This window comes from Pseudomonas sp. (assembly GCF_002796985.1).
Lineage (GTDB): Bacteria > Pseudomonadota > Gammaproteobacteria > Pseudomonadales > Pseudomonadaceae > Pseudomonas.
In genome coordinates, this window is sequence record NZ_PEKX01000018.1 from 114,377 (window position 1) to 132,986 (window position 18,610).

Annotated in this window: 21 protein-coding genes; 13 read left to right on the forward strand and 8 right to left on the reverse strand. The window is 65.0% G+C overall.

Features of this window, described 5'->3' with window-relative positions:
* The first annotated feature begins 30 nt into the window (after positions 1-30).
* Complete coding sequence (locus tag CTR55_RS21050) at positions 31-216, forward strand: hypothetical protein (RefSeq protein ID WP_296289027.1); 186 nt, start codon at positions 31-33, stop codon at positions 214-216.
* 3 nt (positions 217-219) lie between these two features.
* Here CTR55_RS21050 and CTR55_RS21055 read toward each other — a convergent pair whose 3' ends face one another.
* The 3 genes from CTR55_RS21055 to upp form a co-directional block, all read right to left on the reverse strand.
* A complete protein-coding gene (locus tag CTR55_RS21055; protein ID WP_296289028.1) occupies positions 220-1,218 on the reverse strand; it encodes a lysylphosphatidylglycerol synthase transmembrane domain-containing protein in 999 nt (332 codons plus the stop codon).
* Positions 1,219-1,378: 160 nt separating this feature from the next.
* On the reverse strand, positions 1,379-2,680 hold the full coding sequence (locus CTR55_RS21060; RefSeq protein ID WP_296289030.1) for a uracil-xanthine permease family protein: 1,302 nt from the start codon (positions 2,678-2,680) through the stop codon (positions 1,379-1,381).
* 3 nt (positions 2,681-2,683) lie between these two features.
* A complete protein-coding gene (upp, locus tag CTR55_RS21065) occupies positions 2,684-3,322 on the reverse strand; it encodes a uracil phosphoribosyltransferase (protein WP_296289031.1) in 639 nt (212 codons plus the stop codon).
* Positions 3,323-3,477: 155 nt separating this feature from the next.
* Here upp and CTR55_RS21070 point away from each other — a divergent pair, with 155 nt between their 5' ends.
* The 3 genes from CTR55_RS21070 to CTR55_RS21080 all read left to right on the forward strand — a co-directional run bounded on the left by CTR55_RS21070 (position 3,478) and on the right by CTR55_RS21080 (position 6,154).
* Entirely contained in the window at positions 3,478-4,035 is a 558-nt protein-coding gene (locus CTR55_RS21070) for a hypoxanthine-guanine phosphoribosyltransferase (RefSeq protein WP_296289033.1), read from the forward strand.
* A gap of 2 nt (positions 4,036-4,037) precedes the next feature.
* The gene (locus tag CTR55_RS21075) at positions 4,038-4,514 is read left to right on the forward strand and encodes a WbuC family cupin fold metalloprotein (RefSeq protein WP_296289034.1); all 477 of its coding nucleotides are present in this window, start codon (positions 4,038-4,040) and stop codon (positions 4,512-4,514) included.
* Positions 4,515-4,729: 215 nt separating this feature from the next.
* A complete protein-coding gene (locus tag CTR55_RS21080) occupies positions 4,730-6,154 on the forward strand; it encodes an aldehyde dehydrogenase family protein (protein ID WP_296289037.1) in 1,425 nt (474 codons plus the stop codon).
* Here the strand turns inward: CTR55_RS21080 and CTR55_RS21085 are convergent.
* Entirely contained in the window at positions 6,138-7,055 is a 918-nt protein-coding gene (locus CTR55_RS21085; protein WP_296289039.1) for a LysR family transcriptional regulator, read from the reverse strand. The two genes, CTR55_RS21080 and CTR55_RS21085, sit on opposite strands and share 17 nt — an antisense overlap.
* Before the next feature lie 142 nt (positions 7,056-7,197).
* Here CTR55_RS21085 and CTR55_RS21090 point away from each other — a divergent pair, with 142 nt between their 5' ends.
* The 3 genes from CTR55_RS21090 to CTR55_RS21100 all read left to right on the forward strand — a co-directional run bounded on the left by CTR55_RS21090 (position 7,198) and on the right by CTR55_RS21100 (position 8,713).
* Positions 7,198-7,692 carry a hypothetical protein gene (locus CTR55_RS21090; protein ID WP_296289040.1) on the forward strand — a complete coding sequence of 165 codons (495 nt, stop codon included), beginning with the start codon at positions 7,198-7,200 and terminating at the stop codon, positions 7,690-7,692.
* 98 nt (positions 7,693-7,790) lie between these two features.
* Positions 7,791-8,078, forward strand: a complete 288-nt coding sequence (locus CTR55_RS21095) for a PA4642 family protein (protein WP_296289042.1) — start codon at positions 7,791-7,793, stop codon at positions 8,076-8,078.
* A gap of 233 nt (positions 8,079-8,311) precedes the next feature.
* Entirely contained in the window at positions 8,312-8,713 is a 402-nt protein-coding gene (locus CTR55_RS21100) for a glyoxalase/bleomycin resistance/extradiol dioxygenase family protein (protein ID WP_138216031.1), read from the forward strand.
* Positions 8,714-8,791: 78 nt separating this feature from the next.
* Here the strand turns inward: CTR55_RS21100 and mqo are convergent, their stop codons facing one another.
* Complete coding sequence (gene mqo, locus CTR55_RS21105; RefSeq protein WP_296289046.1) at positions 8,792-10,285, reverse strand: malate dehydrogenase (quinone); 1,494 nt, start codon at positions 10,283-10,285, stop codon at positions 8,792-8,794.
* Positions 10,286-11,084: 799 nt separating this feature from the next.
* Here mqo and CTR55_RS21110 point away from each other — a divergent pair.
* On the forward strand, positions 11,085-11,672 hold the full coding sequence (locus CTR55_RS21110) for a YajG family lipoprotein (protein WP_017519726.1): 588 nt from the start codon (positions 11,085-11,087) through the stop codon (positions 11,670-11,672).
* A 66-nt stretch (positions 11,673-11,738) separates the two neighbouring features.
* Here CTR55_RS21110 and CTR55_RS21115 read toward each other — a convergent pair whose 3' ends face one another.
* Positions 11,739-11,945 (reverse strand): hypothetical protein, encoded by a 207-nt coding sequence (locus CTR55_RS21115; protein WP_296289049.1) that lies wholly within the window; start codon positions 11,943-11,945, stop codon positions 11,739-11,741.
* A 262-nt stretch (positions 11,946-12,207) separates the two neighbouring features.
* Here CTR55_RS21115 and CTR55_RS21120 point away from each other — a divergent pair, with 262 nt between their 5' ends.
* The gene (locus CTR55_RS21120) at positions 12,208-12,486 is read left to right on the forward strand and encodes a hypothetical protein (protein WP_296289050.1); all 279 of its coding nucleotides are present in this window, start codon (positions 12,208-12,210) and stop codon (positions 12,484-12,486) included.
* A gap of 42 nt (positions 12,487-12,528) precedes the next feature.
* On the opposite strand, the gene CTR55_RS21125 is transcribed toward CTR55_RS21120, so the two are convergent.
* Complete coding sequence (locus tag CTR55_RS21125; protein WP_296289052.1) at positions 12,529-13,689, reverse strand: 1-acyl-sn-glycerol-3-phosphate acyltransferase; 1,161 nt, start codon at positions 13,687-13,689, stop codon at positions 12,529-12,531.
* Between the two features lie 138 nt (positions 13,690-13,827).
* Here CTR55_RS21125 and CTR55_RS21130 point away from each other — a divergent pair, with 138 nt between their 5' ends.
* Genes CTR55_RS21130 through CTR55_RS21140 form a run of 3 tightly spaced genes read left to right on the forward strand, consistent with a single transcriptional unit; the run spans position 13,828 to position 14,919 of the window.
* A complete protein-coding gene (locus tag CTR55_RS21130) occupies positions 13,828-14,010 on the forward strand; it encodes a CPXCG motif-containing cysteine-rich protein (protein ID WP_296289054.1) in 183 nt (60 codons plus the stop codon).
* Positions 14,010-14,276, forward strand: coding sequence for a DUF2007 domain-containing protein (locus CTR55_RS21135; RefSeq protein WP_296289055.1), 267 nt, complete (start codon positions 14,010-14,012; stop codon positions 14,274-14,276). Before CTR55_RS21130 ends, CTR55_RS21135 begins: the two co-directional genes overlap by 1 nt.
* A 31-nt stretch (positions 14,277-14,307) precedes the next feature.
* Positions 14,308-14,919 (forward strand): SOS response-associated peptidase, encoded by a 612-nt coding sequence (locus CTR55_RS21140; protein ID WP_296289057.1) that lies wholly within the window; start codon positions 14,308-14,310, stop codon positions 14,917-14,919.
* Positions 14,920-15,164: 245 nt separating this feature from the next.
* On the opposite strand, the gene CTR55_RS21145 is transcribed toward CTR55_RS21140, so the two are convergent.
* A complete protein-coding gene (locus CTR55_RS21145) occupies positions 15,165-17,297 on the reverse strand; it encodes a methyl-accepting chemotaxis protein (protein ID WP_296289059.1) in 2,133 nt (710 codons plus the stop codon).
* Between the two features lie 429 nt (positions 17,298-17,726).
* On the opposite strand from CTR55_RS21145, the gene CTR55_RS21150 reads away from it, so the two are divergent.
* Complete coding sequence (locus CTR55_RS21150) at positions 17,727-18,548, forward strand: M48 family metallopeptidase (RefSeq protein WP_296289061.1); 822 nt, start codon at positions 17,727-17,729, stop codon at positions 18,546-18,548.
* The last annotated feature ends 62 nt before the right edge of the window (positions 18,549-18,610 follow it).

The following is an 18,610-nucleotide window of genomic DNA, read 5'->3' on the forward strand; positions in this document are numbered from 1 at the left end:
CGGGCGCTGCGCTCAACGGAGATGGTCAACATGAGTGACCCGAAGAACCCCGGCACCGCCACCCCGCCGCCCACACTGGGCGAAGGCTGCACCAGTCGTTACGACCCCGAAGCGTTGAGCGAAGAGGATGGCACCGAGTTTCCCGGCGCCGCCGAGCTCTGGGATTCGCTCAAGCCCAAGACGCCCTCCGAAGACGACAAGCCTGCCAGCGACTGATCCTCAGGCGCTTTCCCGCAGCCCCATCAGCTTGCGCAGCAACGGCCGGCCCGCCATCAGGGCGAACACCGGCGCGCCCATCACCAGGTAGAAGTAGTAGGTCACCACGCGCCAGATCAGGATGGCCGCGGCCGCTGTGGATTTGCCCACCAGCGGGGCGAGCAGCGCGGCGCTGGTCAGCTCCGTACCACCCGCTCCACCCGGTAGCAGTGTGGCCAGGCCTGCCGCCAGCGACAGCAGCTGGATCAGGAAGGCCCAGGCCCAGTGCAGGTCTACGCCCAGCGCCTTGAGGGTGATGTAGAGCACCGAGAAGCGCAGCACCCAGTGGCAGCAGGTGAAGAAGAAGATCAGCAGCAGCCGGCGCTTGGGCTGGCGCAGGCAGCTCACCAGGGTGTCGCGGAAGTGCAGGCATTTGCGCGCCCAGTGCAGGCGCGTGCGCGGCTTCATCCCCAGGCGCTGGAACAGGCGGCCGTTGGCCTTGATTACCCGGCGCTGGAAGCGCGCCAGCAGCAGCACCCCGAAGAAGATGCCGCCCACTAGTACGCCGCTGGTGATCAACGACGTTTCCAGGTTCGGGCTGACGCTGTGCGACAGCGCCCACACCAGCACCGCCGCCAGTGCGCAGAGGAAGAACAGCAGGTCGCTCAACTGGTCCACGGCAAAGATCGCGCTGCTGTGCGCCGGGCGCATGCCGTGGCGCGCAAGCAGGGCCATCAGCGTCAGCGGGCCGCCTGTGCCGCCGGGGGTGGCGTAGAAGGCGAACTCCGAGGCCATGATGATGCCCACCGAGCGCACCTTGCCGATCTCGCCGGCACGGCCGTTGAGCAGCACCCGCAGCTTCTGCGCGTTGATCAGCCAGCACAGGCAGATCATGCCGAACATGATCAGCAGCTTGTCGAGCGGGAAGGCCAGGACGTGGTCGAGCATCTCTCGGCCGCCGAGGGCCAGGGGGATCAGCGAGGCGCCGATCAGACCGAGCAACAGCCACGCGGCACGGCTCACGGGCGTACCTGCGCAAGGAGCAGCGGAGTCATCGAGGCGAAGCGGATAGAGCGCGCCTCCTGTCGGGATCGAGCTGTCATGCGGAGTGGACCCTGTTCGGCAGGTAGCGTTCGCCTGACTTTGCGTGGGCAGGGCGCCGCCGCGAGACGGCGCCCCAACTTCACTCGGCGGGCTTCTCGGCCGGGGAGTCGTCGGCGCCTTGCTCCAGCGCCTTGTTCTCCCAGCCTTCCTCGCCCGGAAGGATCAGGTTGAGCAGGATGGCGACGATGGCGCACAGGGCGATGCCCTTCAGGCCGAAGTCGTCCGGGCCGGTGCCGGTGCCGATCAGCACGCCGCCGATGCCGAACACCAGGGTGACCGAGACGATGCACAGGTTGCGCGCCTGGGACAGGTCCACCTTGTGGCGGATCAGGGTGTTCATGCCCACCGAGGCGATGGTGCCGAACAGCAGGCAGAGGATGCCGCCCATGACCGGCACCGGGATGCTCTGCAGGATGGCGCCGAACTTGCCGACGAAGGCCAGGCTGATGGCGAAGATCGCCGCCCAGGTCATGATCTTCGGGTTGTAGTTCTTGGTCAGCATCACCGCGCCGGTCACTTCCGCGTAGGTGGTGTTCGGCGGGCCGCCGAACATGCCGGCGGCGGAAGTGGCGATGCCGTCGCCGAGCAGGGTGCGGTGCAGGCCGGGGGTCTTCAGGTAGTTCTTGCCGGTCACGCCACCCACGGCGATAACCCCGCCGATGTGCTCGATGGCCGGGGCCAGCGCCACCGGAACGATGAACAGGATGGCCTGCCAGTTGAATTCCGGTGCGGTGAACTTCGGCAGCTCCAGCCAGGGCGCAGCGACGATCTTGGCGACATCGACCACGCCGAAGGCGAAGGCCAGGCCGTAGCCCACCAGCACGCCGGCGATGATCGGAACCAGACGCAGCATGCCCTTGCCGAATACCGCGACGATCAGCGTGGTCAACAGCGCCGGCATGGAAATGAACATGGCGGTCTTGTAGGGAATCAGCTCGGCGCCGTCACCGCCCTTGCCCATGGCCATGTTGGCGGCGATCGGCGCCATGGCCAGGCCGATGGAAATGATCACCGGGCCGATCACCACCGGCGGTAGCAGGCGATCGATGAAACCGGTGCCTTTGACCTTCACCGCCAGGCCCAGGAAGGTGTAGACGAAGCCCGCTGCCACCACGCCGCCCATGGTCGCCGCCAGGCCGAACTGGCCCTTGGCGAGGATGATCGGGGTGATGAAGGCGAAGCTCGACGCCAGGAACACCGGGACCTGGCGGCCGGTGACGATCTGGAACATCAGGGTGCCGAAGCCGGCGGTGAAGAGCGCGACGTTCGGGTCCAGGCCGGTGATCAGCGGCATCAGCACCAGGGCGCCGAAAGCCACGAAGAGCATCTGCGCGCCAGAGATGATCTGGCGCCACAGGGGTTCGTTGAATTCATCGGCCATGAATCAGGTTTCCTTCTGCTTGGTGCCGAAGATCTTGTCACCGGCATCGCCCAGGCCCGGCATGATGTAGCCGTTCTCGTTCAGGCACTGGTCGATGGAAGCGGTATAGATGAGCACGTCCGGATGCGCATCGTTGACCGCCTTGATCCCTTCGGGAGCGGCCACCAGCACCATGGCGCGGATGTCCTTGCTGCCGGCTTTCTTGAGCAGGTTGATGGTGGCGACCATGGAGCCGCCGGTAGCCAGCATCGGGTCGATGATCAGCGAGCGGCGCTCGGCGATGTCCGGCGCGAGCTTTTCCAGGTAGGTGTGCGCTTCGAGGGTTTCCTCGTTGCGCGCCACGCCCACGGCACTGACCTTGGCGCCCGGAATCAGGCTGAGCACGCCTTCGAGCATGCCGATGCCGGCGCGCAGGATCGGCACCACGGTGATCTTCTTGCCGGCGATCTTTTCCACCTGCACGGGGCCGGCCCAGCCTTCGATCTCGTAGTTCTCCAGCGGCAGGTCCTTGGTCGCCTCATAGGTCAGCAGGGAGCCCACTTCCTGGGCCAGCTCGCGGAAATTCTTGGTACTGATATCGTGACGGCGCATCAGACCGATCTTGTGGCGGATCAGGGGATGGCGAATCTCGAGTACGGGCATGGACGGGTTCTCCGGACGGGCTGGCAAAAAAATTGCGGTAGCGTAATGCATCCTAGCTATCTTGGGCCACGATTGTCGGCGACATTCGTCCGCTGACCCTTGCTCCATGGCACGCCGATAGGTACCTTTGCGCACTTTTTCACGGGAGAACCCCCATGTCCGTCGATCTCGCGCACATCCGCCAAGTCATGGCCGAAGCCGACTGCCTGTACACCAACGCCGAGGTAGAGGCCGCCATTGCCCGTGTGGCCGAGGCCATCAACGGCTCGCTGGCCGAGACCAACCCGGTGGTGTTCTGTGTGATGAACGGCGGCCTGATCTTCTCCGGCAAGCTGCTCCCGCTGCTGAATTTCCCGCTGGAAGCCTCCTACCTGCATGCGACCCGTTACCGCAACGAGACCACCGGTGGCGAGCTGTTCTGGAAGGCCAAGCCGGAAATCTCCTTCATCGACCGCGAAGTGCTGATCATCGACGACATCCTCGACGAAGGGCACACCCTCTCGGCGATCCTCGACTTCTGCAAGCACGCTGGCGCCAAGCGCGTGCACACTGCCGTGCTGATCGACAAGGACCACGACCGCAAGGCCCGTCCGGACCTGAAGGCCGACTACGTGGGCCTGTCCTGCATCGACCGCTACATCTTCGGCTACGGCATGGACTACAAGGGCTACTGGCGCAACGCCGCTGGCATCTTCGCCGTCAAAGGCCTCTGACGATGAGCGGGCCGCGTTTTCTCGACAGTGTGTTGTTCGACGAGGTCGCGGCCCGTGCCGCGGCCAGCCCCCGGCGCCGGCAGAACCACAACTTCCATGAGCAGACCGAGCCTTGCCATCGCCTGCTCAATGCGCTGCAGCCCGACAGCTACATTCCACCGCATTGCCATCGCCACCCGGACAAGGCCGAAAGCCTGCTGGTGGTGAAGGGCGCGCTGGGCCTGCTGATTTTCTCCGACGCTGGTGAACTGCTGACTACCCGCGTTCTGCGTGCGGGCGGTGAATGCGTCGGCGCGGACCTGCCGCCGGGAACCTTCCACGCCATGGTGGCGCTGGAGCCGGACAGCATCATGTTCGAGGCCAAGGCCGGCCCCTTCGTACCGCTGGGCGAGGACGAGCGCGGGCAATGGGCGCCGCGCGAGGGCGAACCGGGCGCGGCCGAGTACCTGGCCTGGATGCGTTCTCAATTCCCACTCTGAATTCTGCACGCGCGTAGGAGCGGACTCTGTCCGCGATAGCTTCGCCCAACGCTGTAGCCCAACGGAGCGGCGGTTAACCGATCGCGGACGGAGTCCGCTCCTACGCCAGGGCATGCATCGATATCGATCAATGCATGCATGTGCTGACTCGCATTTTTAGCGATGCATGCCCCATCTATCCTGCGACCCTCACCAGACAATCGCCTGAGGTTCGCATGTCCCGTCTCCTGTATATCGATGGCCAATGGCAGCCCGCCGACAGCGGCGCCGTCCTGCGCCCGATCGCTCCCGCCACCCGCGAAGCTCTGCCGGAAGTCGCCTGCGCCGGTTCAGCCGACGTGGAGCGCGCCGTCGCTGCCGCCCAGCGCGCCTTCGCCGACTGGAAGCTGACCAGCGCCGCCCAGCGCGCCGGTTACCTGCGCGCCTTCGCCGAGCAGCTCGAAGCCCGCAGCGAAGCGCTGATCACCCTGCAGATGCAGGCCAGCGGCAAGCCGCGCCTGGAAGCGGAAATCGATATCGGCGACGCCATCGCCACCTTCGCCTACTACGCCGAACTGGCCGATCAACTGGATGCCCGGCAGAACGCCGAGGTGGCCCTGCCGGACGCCGGCTACCGCTCGCAGACCCGCTTCGAGCCCATCGGTGTGGTCGGTCTGATCGTGCCGTGGAACTTCCCGCTGGTGACCAGCGCCTGGAAAGTCGCGCCGGCCTTGGCGGCGGGCTGCACCGTGGTGCTCAAGCCCTCGGAGATCACCCCGCTGATCGAACTGGTGCTGGGCGAGATCGCCGACGCCATCGGCCTGCCGGCCGGCGTGCTGAACCTGGTGCCGGGCCTGGCTGATGCTGGCGCCGCGCTGTGCAGCCATCCGGGTATCGCCAAGCTGTCCTTCACCGGCAGCAACCTCGTCGGGCGCAAGGTCATGGAAGCCGCTGCCGCGCGCACCCTGCCGGTGGGCCTGGAGCTGGGCGGCAAGTCGCCGATCCTGGTGTTCGAGGACTGCGACCTGGACGAAGCTGTGCAGTGGATCATCGCCGGCGTCTACTGGAACGCTGGACAGATGTGCTCCGCTACCTCGCGGCTGCTGGTGCAGGAATCTATCGCCCAGCCGCTGCTGGCGAAGCTGAAGGTTGCGGTGGAAGGCCTGCGCGTCGGCGATTCGCTGCTCGGCGAGACCGACATGGGCCCGATGACCAGCGAAGCGCAGTACCGCAAGGTGCTTGACTACTTCGCGGTGGCCCGCGACGAAGGCCTGGCCTGCCTGACCGGCGGTGAAGCGGCCGAGGGCTGGTTCATCCAGCCGACCGTGTACACCGACGTTCCGGCGAGCAGCCGCCTGTGGCGCGAGGAAATCTTCGGCCCGGTGCTCTGTGTGCGCACCTTCGCCGATGAAGCGGACGCCCTGGGTCAGGCCAACGACAGCGATTTCGCCCTGGCCGCCACCGTGTGCAGCGCCGACCTGGACCGCGCCCAGCGCGTTGCCGAGAACCTGGAGGCTGGCAACGTCTGGCTGAACTCGCCGCAAGTGGTGTTCCCGCAGACTTCCTGGGGTGGCGGCAAGCGCAGCGGCATCGGCCGCGAGCTGGGGCCGTGGGGCCTGTCGGCGTTCTTCGACATCAAGCACATCACCGCGCCGCGCTGATCGGCGACACCCCATGCTCCAGGCGCAGGTCCTCGACCAGCGCCTGGAGTGCTTCGTTGTGCCCCGGCTCGTCGCGCACCACCAGGCTGTGGGTGATGCCGTAGCCGAGGCTGTCCGGCAGCAGCGCGCGCATCTCGCCCTGTTCGACCCAGCGTTCGGCGTAGTGGGTTGGCAAATAGCCCAGGTGAGTGCCCGCGCGCACGGCGTGGAGCACCGCTTCCATGTGCTGGGCGAAGGCCGTGCTGCGTTGTGGGTCGGCTGGGAGCTGTACGTCGGCCACTGCATAGCCGTGCTGAATCCAGTCGCAGCTTTCCAGTTCTCCGGCGTCCTTCACTGGCTTGTCGAACAACGGATGCTCGCGCCCGCAGAACACGGCTACTCGCTCGTGGTACAGCGGCTCGTAGCGCAGGTTCGGCAGGCGCCGGCTGAAGCAGGCGATGGCCAGGTGCAGGCGGCCGCCGAGCACCAGGCGCTCCAGTTCGCTGGAGGATTCGATGAGGAAATGCAGGCGCACGTCCTGGTCGCGGCGGTTGAAGCGCGCCAAAGTCTGGTGGATGCGTGCGTCGGGAAGGGTGGCGATGTTGTCGGCCAGGCCCAGATGCAGTTCGCCGACGAGGCGCCCAGCCAGGGACTGCACCTGATCGCGAAAGTCGCCCAGCGCGGCGAACAGGCTCTGCGCGTAATCCAGCACCCGCTCGCCTTTCTCGGTCAGGCGGAAACCACTCTTGCCGCGTTCGCACAGGCGGTAGCCCAGGCGCGTCTCCAGGCTGGCGATATGCGTGCTGATGGTCGACTGGCCCATGCCCAACTCGCCTTGCGCGGCGGAGAATCCGCCACAGCGCACCACGCAGGCGAAGATGCGCAGCAGGCGCAGGTCGAGGTCGGAGACGTTGTGCAGCATGGCGGCTTTCGATTCGTTAGATGCGATGTATGAAGACTGTTGCTTTGAAGGCTATCAATGTATCGCCGGGCTTGCCATCTGCGCCTGTCGTGTCGCTTCGGGCCCGTGCTAGAGTGCCCGGCCCTGTCCCGCGGAGGTGATGATGTCCGTTCGCATGCCGGGCGCCGTGCTGGCGCTGTTGTTCTGCCTTCCTCTTGGTCTGTCCGGGATGGCCGTTGCCGCGCCGATGCACAGCCAGTTCCTGCCACCGGACGACGCCGGCCTGCGCCAGGGCGAGCCGGAGCAGCAGCAACTGCTGCAGGTCACCGAATACAGCGTGGTGCTGGGCAACCAGCGGCAGTCCAACCAGCAGCCGATCCCGATTACCACGCCGTCGTTGTTGCGTCTCAAGGGCAAGCCGCTGAACAAAGGTGCGCAGATCAGCCAGGTGGTGATCAGCTTCGACGCCGAGGGCAAGAGCCTGAAGAAGCCGGCCTACGACGAGAAGACCCGCGTGCTCAGCCTGTATTACCCGCAGGCGGCTTATCCACAGCTGCTCGACCTGCTGCGCAACGGCACCGTTTACGTGCAGTTCCTCACCTACGGCAACGGCCATATCTGGGCTGACTTGCATACCGGCGCGGTGCGTGCGCGTTGAGCCGCGCCCGGCGCAGGGTTAAACTGCCCGACCCGTGGTGCCCGGCCTGAGCCGTTGCCGGCCGCGATCCCCGAGACAGCCGTAGAGAGAAGCGAGCGATGCGTAAAGACAAGAAGCAGGTGATTGGCGAAGAGATCAACGACGACGCCATCAAGCTGTTCCTCGACGTGGAACCGGCCGACGACACCCCGTCGTCCCTGCACAAGCTGGTCAAGGCCTACCGCGGCCTGCGTGTCGACGACTTCGAGCGCTTCGTCAGCTTCTTCGTCGAGGCTGGCTACGACCTGTCCGCCAAGGATGCTCGGGGCCAGGACTTCATCGCCCTGATCCAGGACCAGCGCCAGGCCGAGCCCTACATCGAAGTGATCAAGGCCGCTCGCGGCTGATCCTGTCGATGCGCTGAAAAGCCCGCCTTGCGCGGGCTTTTTCGTTCGCGAATTCGGTAGGGGAACTCGAAGCAGGATGGCGTGGAGCGCAGCGATACCCATCACTTCCGAGCCGCAGATCGCATGGGTATCGCTGCGCTCCACCGATCCTACGAACAGACTCGCCGGACACCTCACCAAATCCCCGCCTAGACTTTCCCTCAGAACGATAACGACAAGGCGAGGACGAAGCCGTGCAAGTACAGCCCTATCTGTTTTTCCATGGTCGTGCCGATGAGGCCATTGCCTTCTACCAACACGCAGTGGGTGCTCAACTGGGGGCGTTGATGCGCTACGAAGAGGCACCCGGCCCTTCGCCGGTACCCGATGGCTGGCTGGACAAGGTGATGCACGCCAGCCTGCAGATCGGCGAAACGGAAGTCTTCCTGTCCGATGGGCGTGGCGAGCACAACGCCGCTTTCAATGGTTTTTCGTTGCACCTGACGTTGCGCAGCGTGGTGGCGGCGGAGCAGGCGTTCGCCGCCCTGGCGGAGGAGGGGCGAGTCGAGATGCCGCTGGAGAAAACCTTCTGGGCGCAGCGCTTTGGCATGCTCACCGACCGTTTCGGCGTCGGTTGGATGGTCAGCTGCCACTGAGCCTGCTGCTAAAACGAAAACGGGACAGCGAAAACGAAAAAGCCCGCCGGATGGCGGGCTTTTTCATGAGTGCAGCACTCAGGACGCAGCGACGATCTGCAGGCGGTCGGCGGTCATCTGGTTGATTTCGCGGTAGACCGCGGCGTCGGTTTCCAGCTGCTTCTCGCGGGCCGGGAAGATTTCCTTGAGCCGCGCCGTCCACTCAGCCGACTGGTAACGCTCGGGGAAGCAGCGCTCCAGCAGGCCCAGCATGATCGAGACGGTCACCGAAGCGCCGGGCGATGCGCCGAGCAGGGCGGCGATGCTGCCATCCTGGGATGCCACCAGTTCGGTGCCAAACTGCAGGATGCCGCCTTTCTTCGGGTCCTTCTTGATGATCTGCACGCGCTGGCCGGCGGTTTCGAGGCGCCAGTCGGCCGGGTTCAGTTCCGGGTAGAACTTGCGCAGGGCTTCGATGCGCTGGTCCATGGACTGCATGACTTCCTTCACCAGGTAGCGGGTGAGGTCCATGTTGTCGCGGGCCACGGCGAGCATCGGCAGCAGGTTGCTGGTGCGCACCGAGAGCGGCAGGTCGAGGAACGAACCGTGGCGCAGGAACTTGGTGGAGAAGCCGGCGTAGGGGCCGAACAGCAGGGAGGTCTTGCCTTCTACGACGCGGGTGTCCAGGTGCGGCACGGACATCGGCGGGGCGCCCACTTCGGCCTGGCTGTAGACCTTGGCCTGGTGGTGCTTGACCACTTCGGGGTTGTCGCAACGCAGCCACTGGCCGCTCACCGGGAAGCCGCCGAAGCCTTTGCTTTCCGGGATGCCGGACATCTGCAGCAGCGGCAGCGCGCCGCCGCCGGCGCCGAGGAAGACGAACTTCGCCTTGATCTTGCGCGCATCGCCGGTCTGGGTGTTCTTGATGTCTACCAGCCAACCGTCGCCGCTGCGCGCCAGGCCCACCACTTTCTGGAAGTAGCGAACTTCGCTGCCTTCGCGGCTGGAGAGGTAGCCCAGCAGTTGGTTGGTCAGGGCGCCGAAGTTGACGTCGGTGCCGCTTTCCACGCGGGTCATGGCGACCTGCTCGTCGGCCGGACGGCCGGGAATGGTCAGCGGGGCCCAGTCGGCGATCTTCGCGCGGTCCTCGGTGTATTCCATCGAAGTGAAGGCGTGATGCTGGCTGAGCATCTCATGGCGCTTCTTCAGGAACGGAATGTCCTTGCCACGCACGAAGCTCATGTGCGGAACAGGGTTGATGAAGTTGCGCGGCGCGCCGAAAGCGTCCTTCCCGGTGAGGTAGGCCCAGAACTGCTTGGACACCTCGAACTGGGCGTTGATGTTCACCGCTTTCTTGATGTCGATCGAGCCATCGGCCGCCTGCGGGGTGTAGTTCAGCTCGCAGAGGCCGGCGTGACCGGTGCCGGCGTTGTTCCACGGATTGGAACTCTCGATGGCTCCGGATTCCTGCAGTTCGACGATCTCGAGCTTGACGCCCGGATCGACCTCCTTGAGCAGGACAGCCAGGGTTGCGCTCATGATGCCGGCGCCGACCAGCAGCACGTCCATCGATTCGTAATCGTTCTGCGCCATTAACGCGTCTCCAGAAACTATCAGCAGCCAGTTGTGACAGGGGCTTCGCGCTCGATGCGGGAAAGCCGCCAGTCCGAATTCTTCTCAGGTCGCAGTGACCTTTCGCGAATGTCTCGGGCCGGGATCGGAGGAGGAGAAATGTGCACCTTCTCGGCAATCCACGGACAGACAGTTCATCCGCAAGTGCATCCAAAAGTGGCGCTTATGCGCGGCTTCCGGTGCCGAAAAAGCGATTCAGTGCTGCGGGGTCAGACGTCAATGGTGCTACCAACGCAAAACTCTTCATTGCTCGCCACACTCTCGTGAAGTAGTGAAAAACCTTCGATCACGCTCTTTTGGAGACGTGAAGCTCAAAGGGGATCGTCGTCGCGGGCCGGTCCGGCCTCCGTGCGGAGGGGGCGGCTGCATCCATGCCAAGTTCTGCGCAACGAACGTACTAAGCGCGACGGCCAGTGACCGAGGCGAGTGGCGACTCTCTTTGAGGGGTGGCAGAGGCGAGACACGGTGTGTCGGCATCGTGCGGGGCCCGACCAGGAGGCGTCCTTATAATCGGGGGGCGATTATAACGGCGAAACAGAAAAAAAGCCCTGCACCTTAGACTTTTTTCCTAGGAGGTACCTCTTGATTTACCTTTTCCTCCCGACCCGGTGCGTCTCGCTCGGAGGCGGGTCAAGGCGGCTGATCGACGCGCGCTCAGGGAACCCTGAGAACGGGTTCCGCGTCCAATGGCCAAGCGCTATCTGACCGCGCTGCCCGCCGGTATACTGCCGGCCATCGCTTACCCCATGGAGAGATGAGCATGCTGCCTCGCCTGTTGCTCGGCTTTATCGCTGCCGCCAGCCTGACCTTGACCGGCTGCGCGCTCAGCCCGCAACAACTCAACCCGACCCCCGAATTCAAGGGGCCGGTCGCTGCCGTTGGCCAAGGCCAACCGGTGGTGGTGAAAGTCGTCGACGGTCGTCCGAGCACCGCGCTGGGGACCCGTGGCGGCCTGTATTCGGAAACCAGCCAATTGACCGTGCGCAGCGAGGACGTGATCCCCAAGCTGCAACTACAGGCTGAAACCGCCGTGCGCCTGCTGGGCTTCACCCCGTCGGCCAACGCCTATAACGCGCCGCAACTGACCCTGACCCTGGCCGAGCTGAAGTACCAGTCGCCCAAGGAAGGCATGTATGTCACCGAGGCCGACATCGGCGCGACCTTCCGCGCCGACGTGCAGAGCGGCACGCGTCGCTACAGCGGCCGCTACGGCGCTTCCACCAACCAGCGTTTCGGCATGGCGCCCAACCAGGCGACCAATACCAAGCTGGTGAGCGAAGTGCTCAGCGATGCGCTGACCCGCGTATTCAAGGACCCGACCATCGGCCAGACGCTGAACCAGCGCTGATCGACGCGTAGGGATATGAAAAAGCCCGCCGGAAGGCGGGCTTTTTCATGGGCGCTGACCGGGTGATCAGGCCGCCTGGCGGTACGGGTCGACCTCGAACGAACGCATGCGCTCGTGGGTTTCCGGCAGGTCCAGGTGCTCGTGGCCGCAGGCCTGGGTGTAGACCAGCCAGTGGTCGTCCTGGACGTTGAACGAGAGTTCGACGACCACGGCTTCGATTTCTTCCAGGTGTTCGATCAAGTAGGCGTTTTCGTGGGGGACGATGTCGAGCATGGCGAATCTCCTTGGCGAAAGACCGGATTGGCAGAATTCGTTCAAGCCAGCAACGTGCCAGGGCGCAGGAGAGGTCTTAGACCGTTTCTCGATCATTCTTACGCTCGTCGTAAATAAGCGTTGCGCGCTGGCTGCGATGGCGGGCCAGCGGATAAAATGCCGGTCGATTGTTTCTCATCCATGACGGGCCATGCCCGTTCGTCCAGACTGACCCCGCTTTGCTTCGAAGTTGATGGCGTGCAGTTCTGAAGCGGAGGTTGTGATGTCGCTGCAGGCGCTCTGGAGTCTTTTCCAGGCCCATCCCGGTCGTATCGTGAATGACCTGGCCCTGTTCTTCGCCCTGGCTGGAGGCTGGCTGCTGCTGGCCACCCGTCGCCGCGAACGCCTCGCCCTGGCGCGCCTGGTCGCCGAGAGCGAAGTCGAGCCGGTGCCGCTGGACAGCGTCGAGCCGACCGCGCGGATGAACCGCTTCTTCTACCGTTTCGGTTTCGCCTGCATGGCGCTGGCGGTGACGGTGAGCTGGTACAGCACTCAGCTCTGAGCCGTAGCCGAGAAACGAAAAAGGCGCCCGAGGGCGCCTTTTTCATGCCTGCTGCTTGAGCCGGTACTGGTTCAGCACCGGGTTGGCGTATTGCAGTATCAGGTGGCCGCGCTGCTCCGCGGGGCATTCGCCCAGGCGGCGCTCCCATTCGGTGCGCGCGCGCTGCAGTTCTTCGGCCTTGAACAGGCTCTCGGCGCGCGGCACGTTCAGCGCGGCATCGCGCAGCTCGGAAGCCTCGTAGGCGAGGTAGTGCACCGGGAACAACCGGTAGTTACCGAGGATCTGCCGGTCCAGCTCGGCGGCGAGCTGCTTGGCGTCGGCGAAGTCGCCGGTGATCTCCTCGCCGAAATTGATGTGCACCCGACCCTTGTAGCCGGTGATGCCCTGCACGATGCTGCGGTCGTCCTCGCCCGGCGCCTTCGTGTACTCGCCCGTGGTGGCGCGGGTGTACAACTCGCGGGCCTTGGCGGCGTCGCAGGGGTCGTACTCGTAGCTGATCGAGACCGGAATCAGGTGCAGCTCGCGGATCACCTCGGCAAACGGCTCGTGCTTGCGGCTCATGTGGAACATCTTGAGGATCGCCGAATCGGTGCGGTCGTCTCCATCCTTGGCGCGGCCTTCGGCCTGGGCGATCCAGATCGACTGGACGTCCTGGCAGATCGAGTGATTGATGTAGGCCGAAAGGTTCTGGTACGCCGCCAGCTTCTCGCGGCGGCCGCTGATCGAGCGGTGCACGATGAAGCTCTTGTTCAGGCGCATCAGGTCGCTGACGAAGGGCTTCTGCAGCAGGTTGTCACCGATGGCGATGCGCGGCGTCGGCAGCTTGGCGTGGAAGATCGCGTAGTTGCAGAAGGCCGGGTCGACCACGATGTCGCGGTGGTTGGCGATGAACAGGTAGGCACGACCGGGCTTCAGGCGCTCGACGCCCGAGTAGGTGACGCCGTCAGTGGCGTGCTCGATGGTCCGGTCAACGTAGGGCTCGACCTTGTCCTGCAGTTCGCCGACGCTGCGAATGCCCGTGACTTCGCGGGCCAGCCGATGGGCTATAAGAGGTCTGAGCAGCCAGCCGAACGGGCCGGACAGTCGCGGGAAACGGTAACGCGCCAGCGCGCCGAGGAAGGCGTCATCGCTCAGCAGGCGCTGCAGGACAGCCGGGACTTCGGCGTCGTTGTACGGTCGGATGGCTTCGAACTCGCCCATCATGCTCTCTATGAATTCTGGGGGTATCACGGGTCGGGCCGCGAAGTAGACGGTCCGCAAGGGTATGCCGCCGACTCACCGGCCAGGCGGGCACCCAAAAAGACCGCGCGATTATAAACGGAAGTCACGGAGGAACCAGTGATGCTCGAAAGTCAGGCCTATTCCTGCCCCTATTGCGGCGAGCCGGCCGAGGCCTCGCTCGACCTCTCCGGCGGCGACCAGAGCTACTATGAAGATTGCCCGGTGTGTTGCCGGCCGATCCTGTTTCAGCTCCACACCGACGGCGTGGACTGGACCCTGGAAGCCCTGCGCGAGGACGATTGATGCAGCGAATCTACGCACCCGCCGACCTGATCGAAGCCGAGCTGTTGGGCGGCATGCTGGCCAACGAGGGCATTTCGTCGCACCTGGGCGGGCGCCACCTGGTCGGCGGCATTGGCGAACTGCCGGGCATGGGATTGTTGCACCTGTGGGTGGAGGATGAGGTGGCCGGGCGGGCGCGGGAGCTGATCGCCGCGTACAATGCCGCGCAACCGCTGCCGGGCGCCGTCGACGATCACGAAGGTGGCCCTGGCGTCCTGCTTTGCTGACTCTCTCCAACACGCCCCCCAACGAGTCCCCATGACCAGCCGCTACGCCCTGTTCCGCTGGAACCGCGAGCTTGCCGACAACACCGGCTTCCCGGCAGACCTGCAGCCGCAGTGGAACGTCGCACCTGGCGCCCGTGTGCTGATCCTGCGCGAGGAGAACGGCGCGCGCCGCGCTGACCTCGCTCGCTGGGGCCTGACGCCGGCCTGGCTGAAGGACCTGTCGCGCACTCCGGCCCACGCCCGTACCGAAACCATCGTCGAACAGCCAATGTTCCGCGACGCCTTCGCCCAGCGCCGCTGCCTGCTGCCGGCCAACGGCTTCTACGAATGGCGCGGCATGCGCAAGCGGCCGCACTGGATTTCCGGCGGCGGGCTGATCTGCTTCGCGGGGGTGTGGGAGGCGTACCCAGTGGAAGGCCACACCTACTACAGCGTGGCGATGCTGACCCAGGCGGCGGGCGACCTACGCCGGCCGCTGATTCTCGATGCCCAGGAGCAGGCACAGTGGCTGTCGAACGAGACGGACCCGGCGCGCCTGCGTGAGTTGCTGCAATTACCCCTGGCGAGATTGCGCGAGCAGGTGCTGGCGAACTTCGTCAACGACCCCACCTGTAACGGGCCGGAGTGCCTGACGCCGGCCTGAGGGTGCAGTGCAGTGCCTTTCCCGTAGGAGCGGATTCATCCGCGATGCTTCCGCGCGAGCTGGGGACCATCGCGGACGGAGTCCGCTCCTACCTGAAACCCCGTGCCAGACCTCGCCCTCTCCCTGAAGGGAGAGGGTTAGGGAGAGGGAAATCCCAGGCACGGACTTTCAGAAGAAGACAGTTGCTCCTACGACACTTATGGCGTCACGGGGCCGATTGAGACCGTTGTGCGAGTCTGCAAGCTTTACACCTTGAACTGATTCACCAGCCGACGCTGCTGCTCGGCCAGCTTGGTCAGTTCGGCGCTGGCCTGGGACGCCTCGTCGGCGCCACCAGCGACCTGGTTGGCCACCATGCCGATGTTGGCGACGTTGCGGTTGATGTCCTCGGCCACCGCGCTCTGCTCCTCGGCGGCGCTGGCGATCTGGGTGTTCATGTCGTTGATCACCGACACCGCCTGGGTGATCGACTCCAGCGCCTGGGCCGCTTCACCAGCATGGCGCACGCTGTCCTCGGTCTTGTCCTGGCTTTGCTGCATCACCTGCACCACTTCGCGGGTGCCATGCTGCAACTGCTGGATCATCGTCTGGATTTCCTGGGTGGCCTGCTGGGTCTTCTGCGCCAGGTTGCGCACTTCGTCGGCGACCACCGCAAAGCCCCGGCCCTGTTCACCGGCACGGGCGGCCTCGATGGCGGCGTTGAGCGCCAGCAGGTTGGTCTGCTCGGCGATGCCGCGGATGGCCACCAGGATCGCGTTGATGTTCTCGCTGTCGCGAGCCAGCGATTGCACCACGCCTACCGCGCGGCCGATCTCGCTGGCCAGCGCCTGGATCGCCGTGGAACTGCTCTCGACGATGCGCTTGCCGTGGTGCGCGGCCTGGTCGGCATGGTTGGCCGCTTCGGCCGCGTGGGTGGCATTGCGCGCCACGTCCTGGGCGGTGGCGGTCATCTCGTGGACGGCGGTGGCCACCAGTTCTATTTCCGCCAGCTGCTTCTGCACGCCCTGATTGGTGCGGATGGCAATGTCGGCGGTGTGTTCGGAGGAATCACTGACGTGCTGCACCGAGGTCACCACCTGGCCGATCATGCCCTGCAGTTTGCCGAGGAAGGTGTTGAAGCCCTTGGCGATGGAGCCCAGTTCGTCGCCCCGGTCGCTGGACAGGCGACGAGTCAGGTCGCCTTCGCCCTGGGCGATGTCGTCGAGCATGCCGACCAACTGGCGCAGCGGGCGGGCAATGCCGTGGCCGACCAGCCAGATCACGGCCAGCCCGATGCCAGCGATCAACAGGCCCACCAGGGCCATGCCCAGGGTGTCGCTGTCGCGCTGGGATTTCAGGTCGCTTTGCAGTTTGCTCAGGTCGCCCAGCACCGCTTCCTGCGGCAGTTGCAGCATCAGGGTCCAGCGCGCGCCGGAATCGGCGATGGTGAAGGGCAGGAACAGCTCGATGTGGCCGTGCTCCTGGTCCACCGAGGTCAGCGGCTGGTCGAGGGTGAGCTTGGCCAGATTGGCCACTTCATTGGCGTCCAGCACGCTGCTGACGGATTCGCCGAGCTTGGCCGGGTCCTTGGTGTAGGCGACCAGGCGGCCGTTGGTGGAGATCAGCGCCATCTCGCCGGCGCCGTCATACAACTGGCTGTCGGCGGTCTTGAGCAGGTCCTGGATGAAGTCCAGCGACAGGTCCACGCCAACGGTGCCCTTGAACTGGCCCTTGACCATGATCGGGACGTTGAACGAGGACATCAGCACCATCTTGCCGCCCATCTCGTAGGGCGCCGGGTCGATGATGCAGGGCTGGTGCTTTTCTTTCGGGCACAGGTAGTACTCGCCTTCGCGTACGCCGGTGGGCTGCATCTTCTGGCTTTCCAGGGTGTCGCCCATGGCTTCGACGGTCAGGCCGCCGTCCTTGCGGTACCACCAGGGCATGAAGCGGCCGCTGGCGTCGTAGCCGGGCAGGCCGGAGTACTGACTGTCGTTGCCGGCGAAGGCATTGGGTTCCCAGCCGGCGAAGGCGTCGAGCAGCTTGGGGTTCTGTGCCACGGTCTGGCGCAGCAGGTTGGACATGCCGGCGCGGCCGATGCCCAGCAACGGCTGGCCATTGGCGTCGGTCTCATCGAGCAGGGCGTTGGTGTTGGCCAGGCCGCGGGCAACGGTGAGCGGGTATTCCAGTTCGCGCTGGATCTGGCTGACCTGCCCGCGAGCGAGGGCCACCAGGCGCTCATTGATCACCTGTTCGAGTAGCGCCTGGGTGCGTTCCTGCACCAGTGCCTGGGTCCGCGCGCCAGCGAACAGTGCGTACAGCACCAGCGCGGCCACCACCGCCAGAACGCTGGCCCCGGCCAGCGCCACCACGGAAAACTGGATCGACTTGAATTTCATGCGGGTACCCGGAATGCGCCAGAGGTCTGCGTGTCTATCTGTATCGGCAGGACCGGGGACTTTCCTTAGGCGGCCGTTGTAATGGCTTGTAACGCGGCTGTTCGCCACTTGTCGCAGGATTGTCGGCGCTGACCGGGAGGTCTAGCATGTGATGTCAAAGTGAAATTACCCGGCCGCAACGAGCGTTTCGACTGCCCTGTTCGCAGGGCAAATGTCGGCGCCCGCTGTGGCTTTCTCGCGGGTGTGGATCGCAGGCGCCATGCCGCGCACCTTGTACGCCACGACACGCGCCCCATGGCACCTTCGGATGAGCCATCCGGACTCCTAAGTCACTGCTGCGCCGGTTGTTTCCTGCCAGTTGCCGGGCATCGGAGGTGGGCCTACCATGCGCGCTGTCCGTGGGAGATTGCATTGTTTCGGGAGAGCAACATGCCCAGAGTTTTCCGTATCGCCGGCCTGGCCGCCGTGCTGATGCTGACCGCCTGCCAGCAGGTGAACACCACCAGCGGCGGCGTCGTCGGCGTCGAGCGCAAGCAGACCATGTTCAGCATGCTGTCCAGCGCGCAGGTCGATCAGATGTACGCGCAGTCCTACCAGCAGACCCTGGGAGAAGCCTCCAAGGCCGGCAAGCTGGATGCCAGCAGCAACGATGCCAAGCGTGTGAAGGCCATCGCCGCCCGGCTGATTCCGCAGACCGGCGCCTTCCGCCCGGACGCGCCGTCGTGGCAGTGGGAAGTCAACGTGATCCAGAGCGACGAGCTCAACGCCAACTGCGGCCCCGGCGGCAAGATCATCGTCTACACCGGGCTGATCGATAAGCTGAAGCTGAGCGACGACGAACTGGCCGCGGTGATGGGCCACGAGATCGCCCACGCCCTGCGCGAGCACGGCCGCGAGGCCATGTCCCGCGCCTATGCCGAGCAGATGGGCTTGGGCATCGGTGGCGCATTGCTGGGGCTGGGGCAGAATAGCGTGGACCTCGCCCACCAGGTGGTCGAATACAGCCTGACCCTGCCCAACAGCCGGCAGAACGAGAACGAGGCTGACCTGATAGGCCTGGAATTGGCGGCGCGAGCCGGTTATAACCCCAACGCCGCGATGACCCTGTGGCAGAAGATGGGACAGGCGTCGAACGGTGAAGCTCCGCCGGAAATCCTCAGCACTCACCCGGCGGACAGTACGCGGATGGCCAACCTGCAGGCTGCCATCCCGAAGGTCATGCCGCTCTACGAGCAGGCAAAAAACCGTTGAACAGTGGTTCGTGATTCTCTCGAACGGCCAAGGGCGGCGTAAGGTTGCGCAGCCCGATCCAG